The sequence below is a fragment of the Nonomuraea sp. NPDC004186 genome (assembly GCF_053603495.1).
Genome location: NZ_JBSGFQ010000061.1, coordinates 62036 through 82364, shown reverse-complemented (window position 1 = coordinate 82364; position 20329 = coordinate 62036). Strand labels below are relative to the sequence as shown.

General features: G+C 68.4%; 25 protein-coding genes and 2 tRNA genes. 12 read left to right on the top strand and 15 right to left on the bottom strand.

What is annotated here, in order from left to right; genetic code table 11:
- The coding region (locus tag ACWEPL_RS38985) for an MmyB family transcriptional regulator (RefSeq protein ID WP_452439131.1) at nucleotides 1-356 on the top strand (356 nt) is incomplete at its 5' end.
- Nucleotides 357-440: 84 nt separating this feature from the next.
- Here the strand turns inward: ACWEPL_RS38985 and ACWEPL_RS38980 are convergent.
- Nucleotides 441-839: a hypothetical protein gene (locus tag ACWEPL_RS38980; protein ID WP_452439130.1), complete on the bottom strand. Its 399-nt coding sequence runs from the start codon at nucleotides 837-839 to the stop codon at nucleotides 441-443.
- Between the two features lie 48 nt (nucleotides 840-887).
- Between ACWEPL_RS38980 and ACWEPL_RS38975 the strand changes: the two genes are divergently transcribed.
- Nucleotides 888-1763 (top strand): alpha/beta fold hydrolase, encoded by an 876-nt coding sequence (locus ACWEPL_RS38975; RefSeq protein ID WP_452439129.1) that lies wholly within the window; start codon nucleotides 888-890, stop codon nucleotides 1761-1763.
- A 264-nt stretch (nucleotides 1764-2027) separates the two neighbouring features.
- Here the strand turns inward: ACWEPL_RS38975 and ACWEPL_RS38970 are convergent, their stop codons facing one another.
- Nucleotides 2028-2870 carry a LysR family transcriptional regulator gene (locus ACWEPL_RS38970; protein WP_452439128.1) on the bottom strand — a complete coding sequence of 281 codons (843 nt, stop codon included), beginning with the start codon at nucleotides 2868-2870 and terminating at the stop codon, nucleotides 2028-2030.
- Between the two features lie 72 nt (nucleotides 2871-2942).
- Between ACWEPL_RS38970 and ACWEPL_RS38965 the strand changes: the two genes are divergently transcribed.
- The gene (locus ACWEPL_RS38965) at nucleotides 2943-4229 is read left to right on the top strand and encodes an MFS transporter (RefSeq protein ID WP_452439127.1); all 1287 of its coding nucleotides are present in this window, start codon (nucleotides 2943-2945) and stop codon (nucleotides 4227-4229) included.
- A gap of 24 nt (nucleotides 4230-4253) precedes the next feature.
- Here the strand turns inward: ACWEPL_RS38965 and ACWEPL_RS38960 are convergent, their stop codons facing one another.
- Nucleotides 4254-5144 carry a hypothetical protein gene (locus ACWEPL_RS38960; protein ID WP_452439126.1) on the bottom strand — a complete coding sequence of 297 codons (891 nt, stop codon included), beginning with the start codon at nucleotides 5142-5144 and terminating at the stop codon, nucleotides 4254-4256.
- Nucleotides 5145-5464: 320 nt separating this feature from the next.
- Here ACWEPL_RS38960 and ACWEPL_RS38955 point away from each other — a divergent pair, with 320 nt between their 5' ends.
- Nucleotides 5465-6262, top strand: a complete 798-nt coding sequence (locus ACWEPL_RS38955; protein ID WP_452439125.1) for an integrase — start codon at nucleotides 5465-5467, stop codon at nucleotides 6260-6262.
- Between the two features lie 201 nt (nucleotides 6263-6463).
- Here the strand turns inward: ACWEPL_RS38955 and ACWEPL_RS38950 are convergent.
- The 7 genes from ACWEPL_RS38950 to galU all read right to left on the bottom strand — a co-directional run bounded on the left by ACWEPL_RS38950 (nucleotide 6464) and on the right by galU (nucleotide 11035).
- Nucleotides 6464-6540 (bottom strand) — tRNA-Ala (locus ACWEPL_RS38950).
- A 49-nt stretch (nucleotides 6541-6589) separates the two neighbouring features.
- Entirely contained in the window at nucleotides 6590-7177 is a 588-nt protein-coding gene (gene sepX, locus ACWEPL_RS38945) for a divisome protein SepX/GlpR (RefSeq protein ID WP_452439124.1), read from the bottom strand.
- Nucleotides 7178-7301: 124 nt separating this feature from the next.
- Entirely contained in the window at nucleotides 7302-7946 is a 645-nt protein-coding gene (locus ACWEPL_RS38940; protein ID WP_192788162.1) for a GNAT family N-acetyltransferase, read from the bottom strand.
- Nucleotides 7947-8000: 54 nt separating this feature from the next.
- Nucleotides 8001-8483 (bottom strand): MogA/MoaB family molybdenum cofactor biosynthesis protein, encoded by a 483-nt coding sequence (locus ACWEPL_RS38935; protein WP_452439123.1) that lies wholly within the window; start codon nucleotides 8481-8483, stop codon nucleotides 8001-8003.
- On the bottom strand, nucleotides 8480-8962 hold the full coding sequence (gene moaC, locus ACWEPL_RS38930) for a cyclic pyranopterin monophosphate synthase MoaC (protein ID WP_185068725.1): 483 nt from the start codon (nucleotides 8960-8962) through the stop codon (nucleotides 8480-8482). Before moaC ends, ACWEPL_RS38935 begins: the two co-directional genes overlap by 4 nt.
- The gene (gene glp, locus ACWEPL_RS38925; protein ID WP_397372045.1) at nucleotides 8959-10146 is read right to left on the bottom strand and encodes a molybdotransferase-like divisome protein Glp; all 1188 of its coding nucleotides are present in this window, start codon (nucleotides 10144-10146) and stop codon (nucleotides 8959-8961) included. The genes moaC and glp overlap by 4 nt, the downstream gene beginning before the upstream one ends.
- On the bottom strand, nucleotides 10133-11035 hold the full coding sequence (gene galU / locus ACWEPL_RS38920; RefSeq protein ID WP_350725960.1) for a UTP--glucose-1-phosphate uridylyltransferase GalU: 903 nt from the start codon (nucleotides 11033-11035) through the stop codon (nucleotides 10133-10135). Before galU ends, glp begins: the two co-directional genes overlap by 14 nt.
- Nucleotides 11036-11059: 24 nt before the next feature.
- Between galU and ACWEPL_RS38915 the strand changes: the two genes are divergently transcribed.
- From ACWEPL_RS38915 to mscL, 6 genes are all read left to right on the top strand, one after another.
- Nucleotides 11060-11629, top strand: a complete 570-nt coding sequence (locus ACWEPL_RS38915) for a 5-formyltetrahydrofolate cyclo-ligase (protein ID WP_363970524.1) — start codon at nucleotides 11060-11062, stop codon at nucleotides 11627-11629.
- Between the two features lie 23 nt (nucleotides 11630-11652).
- Nucleotides 11653-13158, top strand: a complete 1506-nt coding sequence (locus ACWEPL_RS38910) for a potassium/proton antiporter (RefSeq protein ID WP_363970522.1) — start codon at nucleotides 11653-11655, stop codon at nucleotides 13156-13158.
- A gap of 67 nt (nucleotides 13159-13225) precedes the next feature.
- Nucleotides 13226-13522: an FmdB family zinc ribbon protein gene (locus ACWEPL_RS38905; RefSeq protein WP_363970519.1), complete on the top strand. Its 297-nt coding sequence runs from the start codon at nucleotides 13226-13228 to the stop codon at nucleotides 13520-13522.
- Nucleotides 13523-14386: 864 nt separating this feature from the next.
- Nucleotides 14387-15193, top strand: a complete 807-nt coding sequence (locus tag ACWEPL_RS38900; protein WP_452439122.1) for an S-methyl-5'-thioadenosine phosphorylase — start codon at nucleotides 14387-14389, stop codon at nucleotides 15191-15193.
- On the top strand, nucleotides 15190-15777 hold the full coding sequence (locus ACWEPL_RS38895; RefSeq protein WP_452439121.1) for an RcpC/CpaB family pilus assembly protein: 588 nt from the start codon (nucleotides 15190-15192) through the stop codon (nucleotides 15775-15777). The genes ACWEPL_RS38900 and ACWEPL_RS38895 overlap by 4 nt, the downstream gene beginning before the upstream one ends.
- Nucleotides 15778-15799: 22 nt before the next feature.
- Nucleotides 15800-16192, top strand: coding sequence for a large conductance mechanosensitive channel protein MscL (mscL, locus tag ACWEPL_RS38890; RefSeq protein ID WP_363970513.1), 393 nt, complete (start codon nucleotides 15800-15802; stop codon nucleotides 16190-16192).
- Nucleotides 16193-16196: 4 nt separating this feature from the next.
- On the opposite strand, the gene ACWEPL_RS38885 is transcribed toward mscL, so the two are convergent.
- A complete protein-coding gene (locus tag ACWEPL_RS38885) occupies nucleotides 16197-17240 on the bottom strand; it encodes a D-alanyl-D-alanine carboxypeptidase family protein (RefSeq protein ID WP_363970511.1) in 1044 nt (347 codons plus the stop codon).
- Nucleotides 17241-18052: 812 nt separating this feature from the next.
- Here ACWEPL_RS38885 and ACWEPL_RS38880 point away from each other — a divergent pair.
- Nucleotides 18053-18125, top strand: a tRNA-Arg gene (locus tag ACWEPL_RS38880).
- A 296-nt stretch (nucleotides 18126-18421) separates the two neighbouring features.
- On the opposite strand, the gene ACWEPL_RS38875 is transcribed toward ACWEPL_RS38880, so the two are convergent.
- The 4 genes from ACWEPL_RS38875 to ACWEPL_RS38860 form a co-directional block, all read right to left on the bottom strand.
- On the bottom strand, nucleotides 18422-18790 hold the full coding sequence (locus tag ACWEPL_RS38875) for a transposase (protein ID WP_452439120.1): 369 nt from the start codon (nucleotides 18788-18790) through the stop codon (nucleotides 18422-18424).
- Between the two features lie 82 nt (nucleotides 18791-18872).
- Nucleotides 18873-19145: a helix-turn-helix domain-containing protein gene (locus ACWEPL_RS38870; protein WP_221519232.1), complete on the bottom strand. Its 273-nt coding sequence runs from the start codon at nucleotides 19143-19145 to the stop codon at nucleotides 18873-18875.
- On the bottom strand, nucleotides 19088-19414 hold the full coding sequence (locus ACWEPL_RS38865) for a helix-turn-helix domain-containing protein (RefSeq protein ID WP_376775827.1): 327 nt from the start codon (nucleotides 19412-19414) through the stop codon (nucleotides 19088-19090). The genes ACWEPL_RS38870 and ACWEPL_RS38865 overlap by 58 nt, the downstream gene beginning before the upstream one ends.
- Nucleotides 19415-19752: 338 nt before the next feature.
- Entirely contained in the window at nucleotides 19753-19914 is a 162-nt protein-coding gene (locus ACWEPL_RS38860; RefSeq protein WP_185068756.1) for a hypothetical protein, read from the bottom strand.
- Nucleotides 19915-20029: 115 nt separating this feature from the next.
- Between ACWEPL_RS38860 and ACWEPL_RS38855 the strand changes: the two genes are divergently transcribed.
- Nucleotides 20030-20281, top strand: a complete 252-nt coding sequence (locus ACWEPL_RS38855) for a hypothetical protein (protein WP_452439119.1) — start codon at nucleotides 20030-20032, stop codon at nucleotides 20279-20281.
- The last annotated feature ends 48 nt before the right edge of the window (nucleotides 20282-20329 follow it).

The window sequence follows — 20329 nt, the reverse complement described above, 5'->3', positions numbered from 1 at the left end:
CGGTAGAAGGCGGCGTGCAGGAATGCCTCCTTCGACGGGCGCGGCCCGTCCAGGTGCTCGCCCGCCGCTCCGGCGACCCCGTGGTCGCCGGGCTCGTCGACCGGTTGCAGGCCGCGAGCGCCGACTTCCGCCGGCTATGGGCCGAGCACGAGGTGGCCGTACGGCGCGGCGACCGCAAAACCCTGCTGCACCCGCGGGTGGGCCGCCTGGTGATGGACTGCGAGACCCTGGTCACCCCCGATCAGGGTCAGGAACTGCTGGTGCTCACCCCGGCGGACGCCGAATCCCGCGAGCGGCTGGAGCTGCTGCTGGTGCTCGGCATCGAGGAGTTCCCCACAGGCACGCACGTACGGTGAAAACCGCTTCCTCCCTGCCTCAATCGGACAGAAGGGCCCGGCGCCGTACTCGCCGCGTGGCGGCCAGTCCTCCCGCCAGGCCACTCACCGCGCAGACCAGCACCAGGCCGCCCACGCCGACGGCCCGGTACGGGTCACCCCCGCCACCGCATCGGAGGTCGCCACGGCGAACAGGAACGTGCACGCCAGCGCCACGGTCAACATCACCGGCGACGCCACCGCCATCGCCCGGCGCGGCTGGGCGACCAGCGAGGACCTGGCCGGCATCCCGGCGCCCGGATCGAGCCGGGCCGCCAGGGCTCCGAGCAGCCATCCCATCCCCCGCACCGCGACGGGGCCCAGCGCGGACGCACCCAGGCAGAGCGCCATCGTCGCCCCCAGCGCGGTCGGCGGCGCGTTCTTCGACGTGACCTGCGGCACGAGCCACAGCAGCACGCCGCCGCTGGGCATTCCCGCGCGGGCGTCGCCGTACCGGAGTGCCAACTTCCCGCTGGGCGAAGAATTGTCGGTTGCTGATGGCAGCCTGAGCCGATGCCCTCAACGATCTCAGGCTTCGACGAACACACGGTCCGGGTGGACGGCCTTGACCTCCATGTGGCTTCAGGAGGAGAGGGACCACCGCTGCTGTTGCTTCACGGCTTCCCACAGACCCATCTGACCTGGCGGCATGTCGCTCCGGCGCTGGCAGACGGCTTCCGCGTCATCTGCCCCGACCTGCCCGGCTACGGGGCCAGCGCCAAGCCGGAGGGTGGCCACGAACAGTACGCCAAGCGTGTGACCGCGGCGACCATGGTGGCACTGATGCGGCAGCTCGGCCACGACCGTTTCAGCCTGGTCGGTCATGACCGTGGAGCGCTGGTCGCCTTCCGCGCCGCGTTGGATCACCCCGACGCCGTCGCTCACCTCGGCGTGATCGACGTCATCCCCACTGCCGACATGTGGGCGTCGCTGGCGGGCGTGGGTGGCGTCTTCGGTTTCCACCTGTATTTCCTCGCGCAGCTCAACGACCTGCCCGAGCGGATGATCGGCGCTGACCCCGACACGTTCTTCGGCCACTTCCTCGATGCCTGGGCCGAGCCCGGCACATTCGACGCCGACGTCCGTGAGGCATACCTGGCCGCGACGCGCAATCCGGAAACGATCCACGCCATCTGCCAGGACTACCGGGCCAGCGCCTTCGTCGATGTGGCCCACGACAGCGAGGATCGGCAGGCCGACCGGCGCGTCAAACCTCCTACCCTGGCGATCTGGCAGGACCCCGGCGACATGGTCCTGCCGTTCGACCCCTCGGCGATCTGGCACGGCTGGGCGCCGGATGTCCGCACCCTGATGCTGCCGGGTGGGCACTTTCTACCGGAAACTCAACCCGACGCCGTCGCCGCGGCGATCAGAAGCCTGATCAGTTAGCCCCTGGCACTCCAGTGACACCTCGCGACCAGGAGTGACATCGGCGGGCCATCACGCGATCTCCACACGCGGCCGTCTCCATGCCACGTCGTCGGGCTTTGCGGGGACGACGACTTCCTCGTCGTCCCCGACCGGGCGGAAGGCGAGTCGCCCTCGGGGTGCAGGGTGTCGGACGTCCAGCGGCAACGGAACCGCCGGTACGCCGCGCCACCCCGATGCGGTCCCTTGAGACCTCCCGGCGGCCGGCGGGGACAGGCTTACGGCTCAGAGCATCCGCCGCAGGGCGGTCTCCACAGCGTCGATCAGCGCATCACCTTCGGTACCGGGGTGGCGGGCAAGGCCGAGTTCGACGTCCGGCAGAGCAGGCAACGCCGCCGCGTCGTGGCAGGCCATGGCCGGCTCGAGGTTGGCGGGCAGGAGTGCCGCGACTCCGAGCCCGGCCCGTAGCGCGGCGAGTACTCCGGCGAGACTGTTGCTCTCGAACGCCACCCGCCAGCGGCGCCCTGTGCCTTCCATCGTTTCCAGCACGGACGTTCGCCAGGCGCACGCGTTCGAGAACAGCACCACCGGCAGCGGATCGGCGTCGGTGGCGACACCTTGCCCGACCGCCCAGACCAGCGGCAGACGCACCGTCCAGCGCGGCGGCCAGGGAAGAACCGCGGCCTCGTCGAGCACGAGCTGGACACGGCCCGTGTCATAGGCCTCCCGCATCGCCGCGTTGGAGAGGCTGAGGACCTCCAGTGTCGTGTCGGGGTGCAGCCGTGCGAGGTCGGCGAGTGCCTGAGGAAGGCGGGAAGCGGCGAGATCTTCGAGGAGTCCCACCCCGCAATGCCCGGTGAGCGTACGTCCCGTTTCGGCGAGTGCCTGTGCCGACAGCGCGAGAATGCGCTCGGCGTAGGGCAGCAGTTCCTCACCCGCCCGGGTCAGCGAGACGCCGGACGGCGCCCGGTGCAGCAGCGGGCTGCCGACATCCCTCTCGAGCTTGCGCAACTGCTGGCTGAGCGCGGGCTGGGTGCGGCCGAGCGCCGCCGCCGCACGGCTGATGCTGCCCGCTCGTACGGCGGTGACGAACGAGCGCAGCAGTGCGGTCTCCAGATCACGTGCCATAAGCGTTCATTATGTCGGTTCCAATGAATTAACGACTTCCTATGGCACAACGGGTGATCTAGCGTCAAAACGGTGACCAGATTTCGCCAGGTGCTCGCGGTGCCGGGGATGACGCCGCTGCTTGGCATCTCGCTGCTCGCGCGTACCGCGATCACGGCGGACGCGATGGCGTTGACGATGTACGTCGTCGTTGCCCTCGACATGAGTTACGCGGCGGCGGGAGCCGTGGTGGCGGCGCTCACCGCCGGTGTCGCGCTGGGCGGGCCGCTGCTGGGGCGGATGATCGACCGGCGGGGCCTGCGTACCGTACTGCTGGCCACGGTTGTGCCGCAGCTCGTGTTCTGGCTGACCGTGCCCGTGCTGCCGTACGTGATCTTGCTGGGCGCCTCCTTCGCCGCCGGTCTGCTGATGGTGCCGGTCCAATCGGTTACCAGGCAGGCGATCGCCGCGATGACGGCGGCAGAGCAGCGGCGGGCAGCGTTCGCGCTGGAGTCGGTGGCGGGCGAGCTGTCGTACATGGTGGGGCCGGCGGTGGTCATCCTGTGCGCGGCGACGGTGTCCCCCGGCGTGGTGGCATGGGGAGTGGGCGCCGCGATCGTCGCCGGCGGGGCAGGGATCGCCCTGCTCAACCCGCCGCTGCGGGCCGAGGACGAGGTGGACGGCGAGGCAGCGGGCCGGCCCCGGCGCCGGGAGTGGCTGGGAGCGCGCATGGTCGCTGTTCTGACGATGGGGTTCGGCGTCGCGATGCTGCTCAGCGGCGTCGACCTGGCCATCGTCGCCACTCTTCGAGAAGCCGGCCAGGTCTCGTGGGCGGCCGTGGTCATCGCCGTGCTCGGGGTGTCGTCCGTCGTGGGCGGTCTGGTGTACGGAGCGCTGCCCCGGCCGATGCCCACCTGGCTGCTGCTCAGCCTGCTCGGGCTGGTGACGATTCCGGCCGGACTCGCCCATGACTGGCCTTGGCTGTGCGTGGCCGTCATCGGTGCCGGGCTGCTCACCGCACCGACCCTTTCCACGGTCTCCGACGCGGTGAGCCGGCTGACGCCGGCCGGTGTACGAGGTGAGGCGACCGGCCTGCAATCCTCGGCGGCGAGCGCGGGGTTCGCGCTCGGCTCCCCGGTCGTGGGAGTGGCGATCGACGCGTCCGTGCCGGCGGGCGGCTTCGCGGCGGCCGGTCTGGCCGGCCTGCTCGCCGCGCTGACGGGATACCTGCTCTCGCGCCGGTCACCCGCCGCCGCGCCGTCTCCGTCGTCCTCATCGCAGGCACTCGAGCCCTGCGACGCCGTCGCGCCGACCCGAATCCGGCGTTTCGTCGGCTCCTCACCGACGCCCGGTGAGGGCTGCGGACTGCAGGGCCGGTGACCCTGCCGTCCTGCCCAGCCGGCGTTATGCGTCGTTGCCGGATGTGGCGAGCAGCTGGAACTGGTCCCACTGAACCCGGGGCCGGGACAGGCCGCGCCGCTCCAGGTAGCGGAGCGTGGAGCGGCGGGCGTTGCGCAGGGTGGGGAACGCGTCGCTGATGCGGCCGGATCCGGCCGGCTCGATCACTTTCCGCGGGACCATCGTCCATTGGTCGCCGTCGGCGTGAAGTTCGCCGCGGATCAGCGCGTTGTGCATGGCGTTGAGCCGTTCGTCGTGCCGGTGCACGAGCAGGCTGGCCGTGCCCGGCACGATGCCATCGGCGGCGTCCGTCGCGATGGTGAAGGCGTCGGCGGTGGCCCTTGGCCGCGTGCGCACCAGCAGCGGTGCCCCGGAGTCGTCCCGGGCGCCGAGGACCGCGCTCGGGAAGCGGGCGATCAGGTCAGCGCCGGGCAGGTCCGTGGTGGCTGGTGCCGCGGGCTGTTCGGCGGCGGTCAACTCGGCGAGCGGTGGCCGTACCTCGACCCGGGTGGGTGTCACGGTGATGAAGAGCCGCAGGTAGTACCAGTCCATGAACCACCGGCCGGGGGCCCGGACGTAGCTTCGGCTGTGCGGCTGCCGTTCGAAGAGCGTACGCCAGTACTCAACCGCCTCGTCCGGCCCGGTCCGGATCTCATCGGGGCAGGTCGCGGTTCCGCTGACGAAGACCTGAGGCGCATCGGCGCGGCCGCTGCCAGTGGGGTCGGAGAAGAGCAGTGCGACGCGTCCGTCCCGGCGGACGTTGAGCGCCTTCTGCGCGAAGGCCAGGCTGGTGGTGACGAGCAGCGTGCCATCTGCCCGGCGCCAGGCCGCAGTGGGCCAGGTCAGCGGGGTGCCGTCAGCCCCGAGGGTTGGCGAACTCGCAGGTCCGGTAGGCATCGATGATGGCGCCGACCTCGAGGTCGATCGGTGTCGTGGTCACAGGGCTGCTCCTGAGGGAAGGCGGTGACGGCGTAAGCACATGCGCGTGATCTTCTCGTCATTCGGCAAGCGATGGTGGAAAACGGAGAAGAGCATCGCAATGCGTGATCCGTCACACGACGGACGCGGGCCGGCTGGAGCCCAGCACACGGGCTCGCCGCTCCACGGACCCGCAGGGACGACGAGCTTCCCCGACTGCAGCTGTGTACGTTTCGGCGGGCCGGTGATTGTTACGGTGGACGCTCTGATCGGCGAGAGGGCGGCGGTAGGACATGCGGGTGGCCATGGCGAGCGCTGCCGCGGGGCGGGCCGACCGCGCGAACGAGGACTTCACCGGGGCCTTGCCGACGGCGGCCGTGTTGGTCGACGGTGCCGGCATCCCCGGCACGGAATCGATCTGCCGGCACGGCGTGGCCTGGTATGCCAACCGCTTGGGAGGCAGTCTCCTCGGTCTCCTGTCACTCGCACAGGACCGCGACCTTCCGGCAGTGCTCGCCGATGCCATCGAGCAGGTTACGGACGATCATCGGGACACCTGCGACGTCGCCAACCGCATAAGCCCGTCGGCGGCGGTAACCATCCTGCGCCTGTCCAATGGCCTCGTCGAGTACCTGGTGCTCGGCGACGCGTACGTCGTGCTCGACAAAGCGGACAGCGCGCCGCTCGTCGTCTCCGATCCCCGGGAGGTCGTGATCAGCCGCTCGTACGAGCCCGCGCTGGAGACCGCCGCCAGAGGCAGTGACGAGTACCACCGGATCCTCAACGACTTACGCTCGAACCGGAACCAACCGGGTGGCTTCTGGGTGGCCAAGGACGACCCGCGGGCGGCGGACGAGGCCATCACCGGAAGTTGTCCGATCTCCGAGCTGACCGATGCCGGCGTCGTGCTCCTCAGCAATGGCGCCGGCGGCATCGTGGACCGGTTCGGGCTCACCGACTGGCCAGGGGTCATGGCCGTCCTGGCGTCGAGCGGACCAGACGAAATCATTCGCCGGGTCCGGCAGGCGGAGGCACATCACGCGGTGGCGGCGGACGATGCGACGATCGCACACTGCACCGACTTCGGGCAGGCTTGACGACACCACCTGGTCCTCTGCACGGGCGCCGGCACCTCACCGAACGCCTCGAACGTGCGGGCCGGCATTCCGCAAGATCACCAAGCGACCGGGCCTCGGAACGGCCGCAGAAAATCCGACGGGATGGCTCCCCGATCGGCTCCCAGACATGAGAAAAGGGCCCCCGGATTACTCCGAAGACCCTTCTCACTTGCATCTTCCTGGTGGAGATGAGGGGATTCGAACCCCTGACCCCTTCGATGCGAACGAAGTGCGCTACCGGACTGCGCTACATCCCCAAGGACTCGACCAGATTAGCAAACTCTGAGGGGTCCTCGCGCCAACGTTTCAGTCGCCCACCGCCCGCTTGGGCGGTTCGGCGTACTGATCGAACAGAACGTCCGCCTGCAGCGCCGCGAGATCGATGACCTCAGCCTGGGCGGCCTCCTCCGCGGCCCGCCGCCGCTCACGTGCGCGCCGCAGGCGCTCAGCGCGCGCCTGACGGCCCCGTTCGCGGCGTTCCCTATCGACTTGTACGGCGATGCGGAGGAACGCCATGTACGCGAACATGATGACGACCGAGGGAGCCACGGCCCACCACGGGATCATCTTGACCGCGGCCGTCACGACAGAGGCCAGCACCAGCAGCGTGGTGAAGAACAGCAGCCGCCTCCGGCGGGCCACGATGATGGCGCGGCGCCGGAGCCGGAACTGGCGCACATCGACCTTCTCGACCTCGGCAGGAGACGACCCGTCGTCCTCGTCCGCGTCCGATGGGTCCAGGTTGTCGAGATCGGGAAGCTGGTGTTCGCCGGTGTAGTGCTCTTCGAGCTCGGCCAGCTCGGCCAGGTTCGTCTTGTCCTTGCGCAGCCACATCGGGATCAGGACGCAAAGCCACATCACGACGATGACCAGATAGAGGAAGGCGCTACTCATGGGCACCTCCGGGCAGCACAAAGACGCGAGTGTGCTCGTCGCGCCTTCAATGTGCTCACGTCACGCACCGTAAGACCGCGTGTCACTAATTGACGAGCATTCGGTGCGGTGTGTCGCGAGATCGTCAAACCTCTTCGACGGAAGGCCCCCCGTGAGCAGCTGACTCACGCGCGCGACGCCACTGCACGAGCAGGCCGCCAGGAATGTCCTCAGCGGTCAACGCGTAGCAAATGTGATCGCGCCAGGCCCCGTCGATGTGGAGTTGGCGCCGCCGAATGCCTTCTTCCCGGAATCCGAGCTTCTCAACCACCCGTCGGCTGGCTTGATTCTCGGGGCGGATGTTCGCTTCCAGCCGGTGCAGCCCCGTGGTGAAGAAGCAATGGTCAACGGCCATGGCGAGGGCGGTGGGGGTGATCCCCTTCCCGGCGAGCGCGCCGTCGATCCAGTAGCCGACCTGGGCGGAACGGGCGGCGCCCCACACGATCGCGCCCACGGTCAGCTGCCCCGCGAAGCGCCCTCCGTACGTGATCACCCACGGCATCGCCAGGCCCTGCCGGGCCTCGCGGCGCAGGGTGCCGACCATGGAGACGTACGGGCCGAGCCCGGTCCTGAACAGCGGTGTCTCGGGATTGCTGGGTTCCCAGGGGCGTAGCCAGTCGGCGTTTCGCAGCCGGGTCTCGCGCCACACGCGCACGTCGCTCAGCCGCAGCGGCCGGAGGCCTACCGGACCTTCGTTCAGGGTCACCGGCCAGCCACGAAGTCGATCCACCCACTCATCATCCCCCCAACGGGCACGATGTCGCCACGCATCAGGGAACCGCGATCAGCGCGGGTGATCGCCTCCCCGGATCTGATCGACCGCATGCTGGAGAATCGGCGCGAGTACGGCGACGCCATCGCGTACGCCACCCGACGATCCGGGCAAATTAACGATCAAGGTAGCGCCCGCCTGGCCGGCCAGTCCTCTGGACAGAATCGAGGTCGGGACCTTTTCCCGATTCGCCAGCCGAATGGCCTCAGCTATACCGGGAATTTCCCGAGAAATTACTCGGGCCGTCATCTCCGGGGTCAGATCCATGGGCGTCAACCCAGTCCCCCCGGTGGTCACGATGACGTCGTACCCCTGCGCCACCCCGTCACGGAGCGCTCCTTCGACCGGCTCTCCGTCGGGCACCACCAAGGGGCCCTCCACGGCCTCGCAGCCCGCATCGCGGCGCAGCAGGTCGACGAGCAGCGGCCCGGATTTATCCGCATAAACCCCGGCCGACGCCCGGTTCGACACCGTGATCACGAGTGCGCGGATCATTCCGGCTCCCTGGTCCAGCGGCCGGTCTTGCCGCCCAGCTTCTCCTCCACCCGCACATCGGTGATCACCGCGGCCGGATCGACCGCCTTGACCATGTCGATCAGCGCCAGCGCGGCCACGGAGACCGCCGTCAGCGCCTCCATCTCCACACCGGTGCGGTCGGCCGTCTTCACCCGGCAGGTGATCGCCACGCCCCAGTCCTCGACGTCCAGCGTGACCTTCACCCCGTGCAACGCGATCGGATGGCAGAGCGGGATCAGATCGGGCGTCCGTTTCGCCCCCATGATCCCCGCGATCCGCGCCACGCCCAGCGCGTCGCCCTTGGGCACCTCGCCGGACCGCAGCAGTTCCACGACCTCGCCCGACAGCAGCACCCGCCCGGTCGCCGTGGCGGTGCGAGCCGTCACGTCCTTGGCGGAGACGTCCACCATGCGAGCGGCCCCGGTCTCATCCACATGGGTCAGCCCCGAGTCGCTCACAGCCGGATCACCTCGACAGTCGCCCCCTCGGGCATCTCGGTCACGTCCTCCGCCACCACGATCAGCGCGTTCGCCGAGGCCAGGGCGGCGAGTTGATGCGAGCCCTGCCCGTGCACCGGCGACACCGTGCCGTCCGAGGCCAGCACGCCGCGCAGGAACGACCGCCGTCCGGCGGGCGAGCGCACCGGCCTGGTCAGGCGGGCGGTCACCGATTCCGGCATGTCCGCCGGGAGCCCGCGCATCTTGTCGAGCGCCGGACGTACGAACAGCATGAAAGACACATAGGACGACACCGGGTTGCCGGGCAGCGCGAAGATCGGCACCTGGTCCTCCCCCAGCACGCCGAACCCCTGCGGCATCCCCGGCTGCATCGCCACCTTCTCGAACCGGACGGTTCCCAGCGGCGACAGAGCCTCCTTGACCGGCTCGTACGCCCCCATGGACACACCACCGCTGGTGATGATCGCATCGGCCCGCATCAGGTGGGTGTCGAGCCGATCGAGGAGTACGCGCGGATCGTCCCCGACGGACCCCGCCCGGAACCCCTCACCTCCGGCCTCCCGCACGGCGGCGGTCAGCGTGAAGCTGTTGGAGTCCCAGATCTGCCCGGGAGCCAGCGGACCACCCGGCTCGACCAGCTCCGCGCCCGTCGAGATGACGACGACCCTGGGCCGGGGCCGCGCCCAGACCCGCCGCCGCCCCACCCCGGCGATGATCCCGAGCTGGGAGGGCCCGATCACCGTGCCCGGCTTGAGCACGACCTCGCCGGCCTGCACGTCCTCGCCCGCGAGCCGGATCGCGTTGCCGGCGCTCACCGGCCGGGAGATCTGTACGGTGACCGTCCCCCCGTCCGTCCACTCGACCGGCACCACGGCATCGGCCCCGGCGGGCATGGGAGCACCGGTCATGATCCGTACGGCGTGCCCGGGCCCCACGGCCCGCAGCTCTTCGGACCCGGCCGCCACATCGTCCGTCACCGGCAACGTAACCGGAACATCCGAAATATCGGCAGACCGTACGGCATAGCCATCCATGGCCGAGTTGTCGAACGGCGGCAGCGGCACCGGCGACACCACTTCCTCGGCCAGCGTCGCCCCCAGCGCCTGCTCCAACTCCAGCTCCAGCGGCGCCAGCGGACGAACAGTGGCCAGGATCTCAGCCAGATGCTCGTCAACCGATTTCATCGAGGAACTCCCGCAGCCACGGCACGAAATCGGGCGCCAGGTCCTCCCGGCCCGCCGCGAACTTCACCACCGTCCGCAAATAGTCCAACTTGTCGCCGGTGTCGTACCTGCGCCCTCTGAACAGCACCCCGTGCACGGGCCCGCCGTCCCCGGACCCGCGTCCGGCGAGCGTGCGCAGCGCGTCGGTGAGCTGGATCTCGCCCCCGCGCCCCGGCGGCGTGTTCTCCAGCACCTCGAACACGGCGGGGTCGATCACGTAGCGCCCGATGATCGCCCAGTTGGACGGCGCCTCGTCGGCCGGCGGCTTCTCCACCAGGTCCGTCACGCGTACGACGTCGTCGTCGGCGGTCGCCTCGATGGTCGCGACGCCGTACAGGGAGACCTGCTCCTTGGGCACCTCCATCAGCGCGATCACGCTCCCGCCGAACGTGTCACGCACCTCGATCATGCGCTTGAGCAGCGGATCGCGATAGTCGATCAGGTCGTCGCCGAGCAGACAGGCGAAGGGGTGGCCGCCGACGTGCTGCTTGGCGCAGAGCACCGCGTGGCCGAGCCCCTTGGGCTCGCCCTGACGTACGTAGTGGAGCGTCGCCAGCGAGGCCGGCTCGCGTACCTGGGACAACCGGTGCTCGTCGCCCTTGGCCTCAAGGGCCTCCTCCAGCTCGAACGCGCGGTCGAAGTGATCCTCGATGGAGCGTTTATTCTTGCCGGTGACCATGAGGACGTCGAGGAGCCCAGCGGAGGCTGCCTCCTCGACGACATACTGGATCGCGGGCTTGTCGACGATGGGCAACATCTCCTTCGGTGTCGCCTTGGTCGCCGGAAGGAACCGGGTGCCCAGACCCGCGGCGGGCACGACGGCTTTCGTCACAGGGTCGAAGTCAGCCATGAGTAGACCCTAGTGGAGGTATCTGTGGACAAGCTGAACCTGCGTCGCGAGCTGAGCTCGGCACGTGCCTCCCTCTCCCCCGAACAACAGCGGGCAAACTCCATCAAGATCCGCGAAACGCTGCTCGACCAGCCGTGGGTCCAGATGGCCGGTCTCGTGGCCTGCTACTGGTCAACGGGGTCGGAGCCGGATACACACGGGCTCGTGTTCGCTCTCTGGAAACATGGAGCCACCGTTATCCTCCCCGTCCTGCTTGAGGACAATGACCTGGATTGGGCGGTGTACGACGGACCGGACTCGCTCACCCCGGGCCGTTTCGGGATCATGGAGCCGGTCGACACCCGCCGCGGCGTCGACGCCATCCGCACCGCCGCCCTCGTGATCGTCCCGGCCCTGGCGGTGGACAGGGCGACGGGTGTACGTCTGGGTCGCGGCGGCGGCTCGTACGATCGTGCCCTGGCCAGGGTGGGCCCCAACGTACCGACGGTCGCCCTGCTGCACGACGGCGAGCTGATCGACGGCATCCCGGCGGAGCCTCATGACCGGCACGTCCGTTTTGCCGCGACCCCGGAGGGACTCACTAGGCTTATGTGACCGCAGGTACGAGAGGGGGCCAGATGACACTAGATGTCTGGCTTCTTCTTGGTGCCGCAATTGTCATCGCGGCCATCGCGTCCGTACGCGTCGCGCACCGCACCGGCCTGCCCAGCCTGCTCGTGTTCCTCGGCTTCGGCCTGGTCCTGGGCGAGGCCGGGTTCGGGATCCCCTTCGACAACCCCCAGCTCGCCCAGCAGATCGGCCTCACGGCGCTGGCGTTGATCCTGGCCGAAGGCGGACTTACTACGAACTGGTCTCACGTACGGCGTTCAGTCCCCTTGGCCATGATCCTGGCGACCGTGGGCGTGACGGTCAGCATCGTCGTGGTGGCGCTGGTCGTACAGGCGCTTCTCGGCATAGACCAGACGACGGCGCTGATCCTCGGCGCGGTCCTGGCCTCAACGGACGCCGCCGCCGTCTTCTCCGTGCTGCGCAGACTGCCGCTCCCACCCCGGCTGGCGGGCGTGCTGGAGGCCGAGTCCGGCTTCAACGACGCCCCCACGGTGATCGCCGTGATGCTGCTCAGCGGGGCGGGACGCTCTTCGGCGTCCCCGGGAACGTTCCTCCTCGAGACCACGGTCGAGCTGATCATCGGCGCCGCGGTCGGCCTGGCCGTCGGCCCCGCGGGCGCGTACGCGCTGCGCCGCGTCGCGCTCCCCGCCTCCGGCCTCTATCCGCTCGCCGTGCTTTCGCTCACATTCGTCTCGTACGGCGGGGCCGTGCTGATCCACGGCTCGGGGTTCCTGGCCGTCTACCTGACGGCGTTGATCCTGGGCAATTCGCGGCTGCCGCACCGGGCGGCGACCAGGGGGTTCGCGGAGGGGGCCGCGTGGCTGGCGCAGATCGGGCTGTTCGTCATGCTCGGTCTGCTGGCCAGCCCCAAGGAGATGCCCTCGTCCATCGTGCCCGGCCTGATCGCCGGCACCGTCCTGGTGCTCCTGGCGCGGCCGCTCTCGGTCATGGTGAGCTCGCTGCTGTCGTGGGCGCTGCGGGCGGGCAGGGTGAGCTGGCGCGAACAGGCGTTCCTGTCGTGGGCGGGGCTGCGCGGCGCGATCCCGATCGTGCTCGCCACCATCCCCTGGGCGTCGAACGTGGAGGGATCCAAGGAGATCTTCAACGAGGTCTTCGTGATCGTCATCGTGTTCACGCTGCTGCAGGGGCCGACACTGCCCTTCGTGGCCCGGCTGCTCGGGGTGGCGGCGCCCGGGGAGGCGCACGACCTGGAGGTGGAGGCCGCGCCGCTCGAAGAGCTCAAGGCGGACCTGCTGCAGGTCAAGGTGTTTCCCGGCTCGCGGCTGCACGGCGTGGAGATCTTCGAGCTCCGCCTGCCCGCCGGGGCGCAGGTGACCCTGATCGTCCGCGACGGCAAATCCTTCGTCCCCACCGGAAATACCAGGATCAGGGTGGAGGACCAGATCTTGCTGGTCACCACCGCCTCCTGCCGTGACCAGGTCGAACGCCGCCTGCGCGCCGTGAGCCGCAGCGGAAAGCTGGCGGGCTGGTACGGAGAGCGGGGACTGGAATAGGCGTTTGACCTAATCGGTTACCATTAGCAGTCGCATCCCTCGAGTGCCAGACCTTAAGGAGGAGCGCGTGCCGACGTACCAGTACGCCTGCAACGACTGCGGCGAGCAGCTTGAGGTCGTTCAGAAGTTCACTGACGACGCGTTGACGATTTGCCCTGCTTGCGAGGGGAACCTGCGGAAGGTCTTCTCGGCTGTCGGCATCGTGTTCAAGGGTTCGGGCTTCTACCGGACCGACAACCGCTCGTCGTCTACCTCGACTTCCACGACGCCCTCTTCTTCCTCGTCGTCGAAGCCCGCGGAGAGCAAGTCCGCGGACACGAGCACGTCCACCCCTGCCGCCGCCCCCGCCGCAGCCTCCAACTGACCCTCCCGTCAGCGACCGCGGCCTCCCGCGGATCTTTTCAGTAGCCGCCCCAGGACCTGGCCGCCCAGCGCCGACCGCCGCGGCCATGGACACCTGGGTGGGTTTCGCGCGCGTACGTTTCCGCGTGCGCGCACCGACCTGGGACACAGGCCCCCGGTGGACCCCACACCCAGCCCTCACACGGGACCGACATCGGCCCCGCACGTGCGCCTGGTGTAGGCCCACGTCGGCCTCACACCCGCACCTCACACGGACCCACACCGGTCCACCGCGACCATCCACGCTTCGCGCGGACCCACACCGTCCACCACCGCGACCTCCACACCTCGCCGCAGACCCACACCGTCCACCACCGCGACCTCCACACCTCGCGTGGACCCACACCGTCCACCACTGCGGCCAGGTGCATGCGTCGGCCCCGCATGCACGCCTCACCCAAGGCCCAAACCCGCGCGCCACCGCAGCGAGACACAGGCGTCTGCCCTCACACCCAACCCTCACGCGGGCCCACGTCACCCTCAGCCTGGCCACACTTGCGCGCCACCGCACCCATGCCCAGCCCCACGCGGATCTCCTCGCCCACATCGGCGTCGACGGCCCCAGCAACCCGCCCGCATGCGCACCGCCGCCGACGGCAGAAATTTGAGGTCGGCCTCCACCCACCAGGGATCCCGAATCCCCGCGCATCGGCCATCCCGCCCTCCCTTTGCTGGGACCCTCGGATCCACCGGAGCTTCCGACCCCCTGGACACCAGGCCGGCCGAACCCCTAAATCCGGGACCCTCGAGCAGCAGAAATCAAGTTATCCCCAGAACGGAATTCGGCTCACCCTGCCCCGTCCCCGATCCGGCTACTCTCTCGGCCATGGTCCCTCGCGCAGACATCGGCGTCATCGGCGGTTCCGGCTTCTACTCACTGCTCGACGACGCGGAAGAGATCAAGCTCGCCACCCCCTACGGCCCCCCGAGCGACGTCGTCACAGTCGGACGCATCGGCACCCGTTCGGTGGCGTTCATCCCCAGACACGGGCGAGATCACCGTTTCCCCCCACACCGCATCCCCTACCGCGCCAACCTCTGGGCTCTGCGCATGCTCGGCGTGCGCCAGGTGCTCGCCCCCAGCGCCGTAGGCTCGCTGAGAGCCGAGTACGGCCCCGGCGCCATGGTCATCCCCGACCAACTCGTAGACCGCACCTCAGGCCGCGTCCAGACGTATTACGACGTGGACGGTGCGGTCCACGTCTCCTTCGCCGACCCCTACTGCCCCTCAGGCCGTGCCGTCGCGGTGGAAACCGCTCGCTCGACCGGCTGGGAGACGGTCGACGGCGGCACCCTGGTGGTCATCGAGGGCCCGCGTTTCTCGACGCGAGCGGAGTCCCAGTGGTTCGCGGGCAACGGGTGGTCGATCGTCGGCATGACCGGATTCCCCGAGGCCGTCCTGGCCCGAGAGCTGGCCCTCTGCTACATCTCGCTCTCTCTGGTGACCGACCATGACGCCGGCGTCGAGGCCGGCCAGGGCGTCACGCACGACGAGGTCCTGGAGTTCTTCGCGCAAAACGTCACCCGCATGCGCACCTTGGTGGCGGAGACCGTACAAGCCCTCCCAGACGAGCGCACCTGCCCGTGCGGGGCGACTCTCGACGGCATCAAGCTCCCCTTCGAGCTGCCGTGATCCGGGCCTGGCTGATCCGCTACGGCCGTCGCCGCCGCCTCGTCGCGGCGGCGCTGGCCGCCCTGGCCGTCATGTCGGCCTTCATCGCCACCCGCCCCGAGCAGGCCCCGACGGTCCTGGTCGCGGCCCGCGACCTGTCTCCCGGCCCTCTCGGCCCAGCCGACCTGACCCCTGCGGCCCTCAACCATCCACCCACAGGTGCCGTACGCACAGCCGCGGCGGGCCAGATCCTGGCGAGCCCCATGCGCAAGGGCGAGCCGCTGACAGATGTCCGCCTGCTCCACTCCTACCGGCTCCCACCGGGCATGGTCGCCACCCCGGTCCGCATCGCCGACGCCGCGACCGCGAGCCTCCTCACCCCAGGAGCCACGATCACCATCCTGGCATCCGACGAGGAAGTCCATCCGGCCCGCACAGTAGCCGAGGACGTACGGATCATCACGATCCCGCAGACGCCCAAGACGACGAGCGAAACTCACGGCGCCTTAGTGGTGCTCGCCACCACCCCGACCCAAGCCGCCGAACTCGCCTCCGCCCAGACGACCGGCCACCTTTCGATCACCATCAAAGCTAACTCAACGTAATCGCTCAGCTACGATTTTCCCCATGAGCGGATTCAAGAGGTTCCTCATGCAGGGGAACGTCATCGACCTGGCCGTGGCGGTCGTCATCGGGGCGGCCTTCAACTCGATCGTGCAGTCGTTCGTGGCCGACCTCCTCACCCCGCTGATCTCGGCGTTCGGTGGCCTGCCCGACTTCTCCTCACTCAAGGTCACGGTCGGCCGATCCAACTTCATGTACGGCAACTTCATCAACGCGGTCATCTCGTTCCTGATGGTCTCCGCGGTGATCTACTTCCTGCTGGTGAAGCCGTACACGCACCTCAAGGACCGCAGCGTCGCCAAGATCGGATCGAAGACCCGTGACTGTCCCGAATGCCTGTCGGAAATCCCCAAGGCCGCGTCCCGCTGCGCCTTCTGCAGTTCACAGGTCGCCTAGTGCGCTAGAGCAGCGAATCGATCTTGGGATCGTACTCCCAGTGCCATGGCTCGAACGGGCCGGTGTAGGCCCAGGAGGGATGGAACCACCCATACCTCTTCGAGTTCTTCTCCATCCAGACGAACTCCGCCGACCCGGACCTCTCCACCCCGCCACACAGGTCCGCGGCCAGCCCGAGCCCGTGGTTGCTCCGCCCCGGCACGGCGGCGAACCCCGGCCGCCGGTAGTAGACCGACTGCTGCTCGGCCAGACTCCGATAGGCGTCGGTGACGCAGATGCTCTTCCCGAACCGCTTCCGATAGGCCTCGTTCAGGCTCACGAACGCGATGGTGGCGTCGGCCCTCAGACTGAAACCCTTCTGCTGCAACGGACAGAGCATGCTCTTCGGAATCAGCCCGTTGGGATAGTCGTTGGCCGTCGCCGCCCGCAACGGGTTGCATCCCAGCGCCGCCCGCCCGACCTTGTCGATCTTGATGCCCATCTTCACGAGCGCGGCGGTCAGCGACTTCACGATCTTGTCGGAACGCTGCCGGAGCGTGTCCACCTCGACCGCCAGCTGTGCCTCGGCCAGCAGGTTGCCGGCCCGCAGTTCCTGCGCCTCCGCGGCCAGCCCCTCGGCCTGCTGGTACAGCACGCTGGTCTGCTCGACGGCCTGCTGCCGTACAGAGACGATCTGAGTCACGTCGCTGAGCGCCCGTAGCGTCGTCTCGTCCGCGGTCCCGGACAGGAACGGCACGATCCCGTCCGCCATGATCGGCTGCTCATACAGCAGCTCGGCCATCTGCGACACCGGCTGCCGCATCACCGCGACCCGCTGCTCCAGATCCTGCAGAGCCGCCAGCTTGGTCTTCAGCTGCTTCTCGGAGGCAGCGATGTCCGACCGCCGCTTCTCCAGTGCCCTGGTGGCGTCCTCGAGCTCCTTGGCCGACCGCTCGGCCTCTTTGCGCAGAGCCGCCAGGTCGCCCGGCGCCTGCCGCTCCTGCTTCTGCGCCACCTGCGCCTGAGCGCGCCCCTGCCCGGAAGGCACGAAAAGAGAAGCCACCGCCATGACTACCGCGATCAGACCCGCTGATCGAGGGGCTGGCACGTTCGACTCCTCCGTTTGCAAACTCGTTACCTGGGTCAGGCACGCACGTTACTACAGCCCCCCGAGTGCCCGGACCGAACTCGGGAGAGCTGTTATGAGACAAAAAGCGCACTCTGTCCGCCCACCCCCCGCGACCAGCCAGATCCCGCCACCCGAAACAGGGCCTATCAGATGCCAGGCACCAAACTCCCACCGACCTTCAACCCCACCCCTTCCTCCTCGTCCCGGCACAGATCCCACAGCCAGGTGTTCACCCACTCCCCCGAACACCCCACCTGAGTCTGAGTCCGCACCGGAGCCGGCATAACAGGCTCCTCCACCCCAGGCTCCACATCCCCGACAGGCGGCACCGCCGCCGGGACAACAGCCCGCGGCCGACTCACCACACGAACGGGAGCCGGCACGCTCCCCTCGTACAGCCGATCCGGATGCGCCGGCGCCCGAACCACCATCGGCCCGAACCCCACCCGCACGACCCGCTCCCGAACCACCGCCGGGACACTCCCCTCAAACCCCCGCATCTCCCCAGCCAACAACCCCCCCGCAAGGATCGCCGGCGCCAACAACGCCCCGAACAACACGACAGGCCGCCGCCGCGCCTGCTTGCATCGCCTCCTGGTCACAGGCAGACGCTATCCACGCCGGATCCACAAGATTCCAACCACTTGTCATGCCTTTACCGCAGCTCAGAGCACCCATAACCAACCCCACCAAACTCACCCCGGCTCCACGTCCCACGCAGTGCCAGACTTTCGCTAGGCTTACGAGAGTCCGCCTCCGTAGCTCAGGGGATAGAGCACCGCTCTCCTAAAGCGGGTGCCGCAGGTTCGAATCCTGCCGGGGGCACTCACCTGAACAGGCATTTCAGCCACTGACCTGCGGTTTCTCAGCCGCAGGTCTTTCGCTTTGTGGACCTTGATAGGCAGCCGACGGTGCCCGCATGCAGCCGTAAGACCATGATCAGGGGACATATGCGGGATGATCTTGCGATCGTTTCCCCAGGTCAGACCCTCGTTCTGGGCCGTCCGGGCGTCTACACAGGTTGAATTCGTAGAGTCGGTCATGGCTTTGCGGGGTATCCAGGGTGAGTCCGGTCTGGGCCAGGCAGCCGGTGAGCAGGTGGGGCCGGTATTGGATCTTTTTCAGCTTGCGTTTGACGAGCCGGACGAGCCCGGGCAGTCGGTGACGGCGAAGTTGGCCAGCGCCCGGCGGAGCAGCGACCAGACACCCTCGGCTGGATTGAGCTCAGGAGCGTAGGCGGGGAGCTGGAAGAGACGTAACCAGTCGGCGTTCTCGGCGGCGAAGTCGGCGAGTTGACCGGCCAGGTGCACGTTCAGGTTGTGCCAGCACCACAGCAGTGGTGCGTCCAGGTGCTGGTGGATGGCCACGATCAGGTCCCGGTAGTCCATCCAGGAGAACGTCTTGGGCTCGCCCTTGCGGCCGTGATAGACGTGCAGGCGATAGAACAGGTGCGGCCGCTCACCGTCCCGGAAGGCCACGACGCCGGCCATGTTGACCGGCCGGAACCTCTGCCGCGGACCGTCACCACCGGCCGAGCGCCGACCGGTGCCCAGGTGCGCCCTTTCGGCGGCCTTAGCCCTTGCCCGGCTTCGTCTTCGAAGCAGAGGTAGGCGCCCAGGTCCGCCGCGGTGCTTCTACCGCTGGCCACACCTCGGCCCTCCACACCGCAATGGCCTCCTCATCCCGCTCCAGGGCCCGCCGGGCCGGCACCTGCACCGGCCAGCCGTGCCGGTGCAGCAGCTTGCCCACGCCCTCGATGGTGTAACCGATGTGAAACAGCCGCCCGATCAGCGTTTTGACCCGGCCCAGCGTCCAGCACCGGTCTTCCACGTAGCCCCAGGCCAACGGTCCCCGCCGCAGCTCGGCATCCAGCCGCGCCCACTGCGGGCCGACAACTTCTCCCTCGATACCGGTCCCTTCGACCGCAGCGCCGATGTTCCGCCTTCACGCCAAGCCTTGCGCCAGCTGGTTACCGACCACTCGTGCACCCGTAACCGCGCGGCAATCGCCCTGGTCCACTCCCCGGCCTCGAACCACTCGGCTGCCTGCAGCCGTACGCGCTCCCGCCGCTCCTGCTCCGCGGGCGCGTACCCGCCCCTTAGCCCATACCGCATGCTCCGGTCGTACCGCACCGAACGCGATCCGTCACGATGCTAGGACTCTACGCATTCAAGCTGCGTAAGTAACAGCAGCTTGAGCCCATTTATAACTACTTGGTCACTTCCGTTTTTCCGCACCGATCGCCAAATTGCCAAGACCGCCTAATTGAATGGCCTTGGTCGTCGTATCGATGGATAGCGTCACTCAACGTGACGATCTCTTCAGTTGTAGATCAGTAGGTCTGTGGGAATTCGTGGATCTCGGGCGCGGGTAAACGACCGCGCATGCAGGCGCCTTTGCCGGATATCCCGCTGACCGTCACGGATCGGGAACGCGCGGATGAACGGGCCGATCAGTTAGAGGATCCGTTGCCGGAGGTGGGGCAGATCTTCTCGCGTGCGGATTCACGGCGCCGGGCCGCGGGTGTGGGTGGTCTGCTGGCGCCGCCGTCGTGCAGAACAGTTGGCAACTGGCTGAGCATGTAGGCGACGCGGGTCTGCACGGTCAGCAGCACCTGCTGTCCCGGGTGCGTTGGGATGCCGATGAGCTGCGTGATTTCACGCGCCGCTACTGTACGTGGTCGAGGACGTGAATGATCAGGGTGCCGGGCTGAGCTTGGCGGAGCGGGCGTGCTGGTGGTCGATGAGGCAGGGCTCGCGAACAAGGACCGCGCTTCGGCCAGGGTCGCTCGCCAGTTCGTCGGCTCGCTGAGCGGGTTTCCCGTGCCTCGTGGGCGTGATGGCGGTCTGGGCCACCGGCGCGGGGCCAGGTGTTCATGGCAGTTCGGCCGTGAGCAAACCATGGTCGAACCAGTGAATGGATCACGTTTGGCGATCACGGAGTATCTCGTTCCCGTTACTGAAAACGATCTTTACTTTTAGTTCTGCCTTATGTGATGATCAGGGCTGTTTTGCCATATCCGTTCGAAA

What these genes read in the sequence shown, in the direction of transcription:
- ACWEPL_RS38975 (WP_452439129.1), top strand. Translation starts at nt 888, where the DNA reads ATGCCCTCAACGATCTCAGGCTTCGACGAACACACGGTCCGGGTGGAC.
- ACWEPL_RS38970 (WP_452439128.1), bottom strand. Translation starts at nt 2,870, where the DNA reads ATGGCACGTGATCTGGAGACCGCACTGCTGCGCTCGTTCGTCACCGCC.
- ACWEPL_RS38960 (WP_452439126.1), bottom strand. Translation starts at nt 5,144, where the DNA reads ATGCCTACCGGACCTGCGAGTTCGCCAACCCTCGGGGCTGACGGCACC.
- sepX (WP_452439124.1), bottom strand. Translation starts at nt 7,177, where the DNA reads ATGAGTAGCGCCTTCCTCTATCTGGTCATCGTCGTGATGTGGCTTTGC.
- ACWEPL_RS38935 (WP_452439123.1), bottom strand. Translation starts at nt 8,483, where the DNA reads ATGATCCGCGCACTCGTGATCACGGTGTCGAACCGGGCGTCGGCCGGG.
- glp (WP_397372045.1), bottom strand. Translation starts at nt 10,146, where the DNA reads ATGAAATCGGTTGACGAGCATCTGGCTGAGATCCTGGCCACTGTTCGT.
- galU (WP_350725960.1), bottom strand. Translation starts at nt 11,035, where the DNA reads ATGGCTGACTTCGACCCTGTGACGAAAGCCGTCGTGCCCGCCGCGGGT.
- ACWEPL_RS38910 (WP_363970522.1), top strand. Translation starts at nt 11,653, where the DNA reads ATGACACTAGATGTCTGGCTTCTTCTTGGTGCCGCAATTGTCATCGCG.
- ACWEPL_RS38900 (WP_452439122.1), top strand. Translation starts at nt 14,387, where the DNA reads ATGGTCCCTCGCGCAGACATCGGCGTCATCGGCGGTTCCGGCTTCTAC.
- mscL (WP_363970513.1), top strand. Translation starts at nt 15,800, where the DNA reads ATGAGCGGATTCAAGAGGTTCCTCATGCAGGGGAACGTCATCGACCTG.
- ACWEPL_RS38885 (WP_363970511.1), bottom strand. Translation starts at nt 17,240, where the DNA reads ATGGCGGTGGCTTCTCTTTTCGTGCCTTCCGGGCAGGGGCGCGCTCAG.
- ACWEPL_RS38875 (WP_452439120.1), bottom strand. Translation starts at nt 18,790, where the DNA reads ATGGCCGGCGTCGTGGCCTTCCGGGACGGTGAGCGGCCGCACCTGTTC.
- ACWEPL_RS38865 (WP_376775827.1), bottom strand. Translation starts at nt 19,414, where the DNA reads ATGCGGTATGGGCTAAGGGGCGGGTACGCGCCCGCGGAGCAGGAGCGG.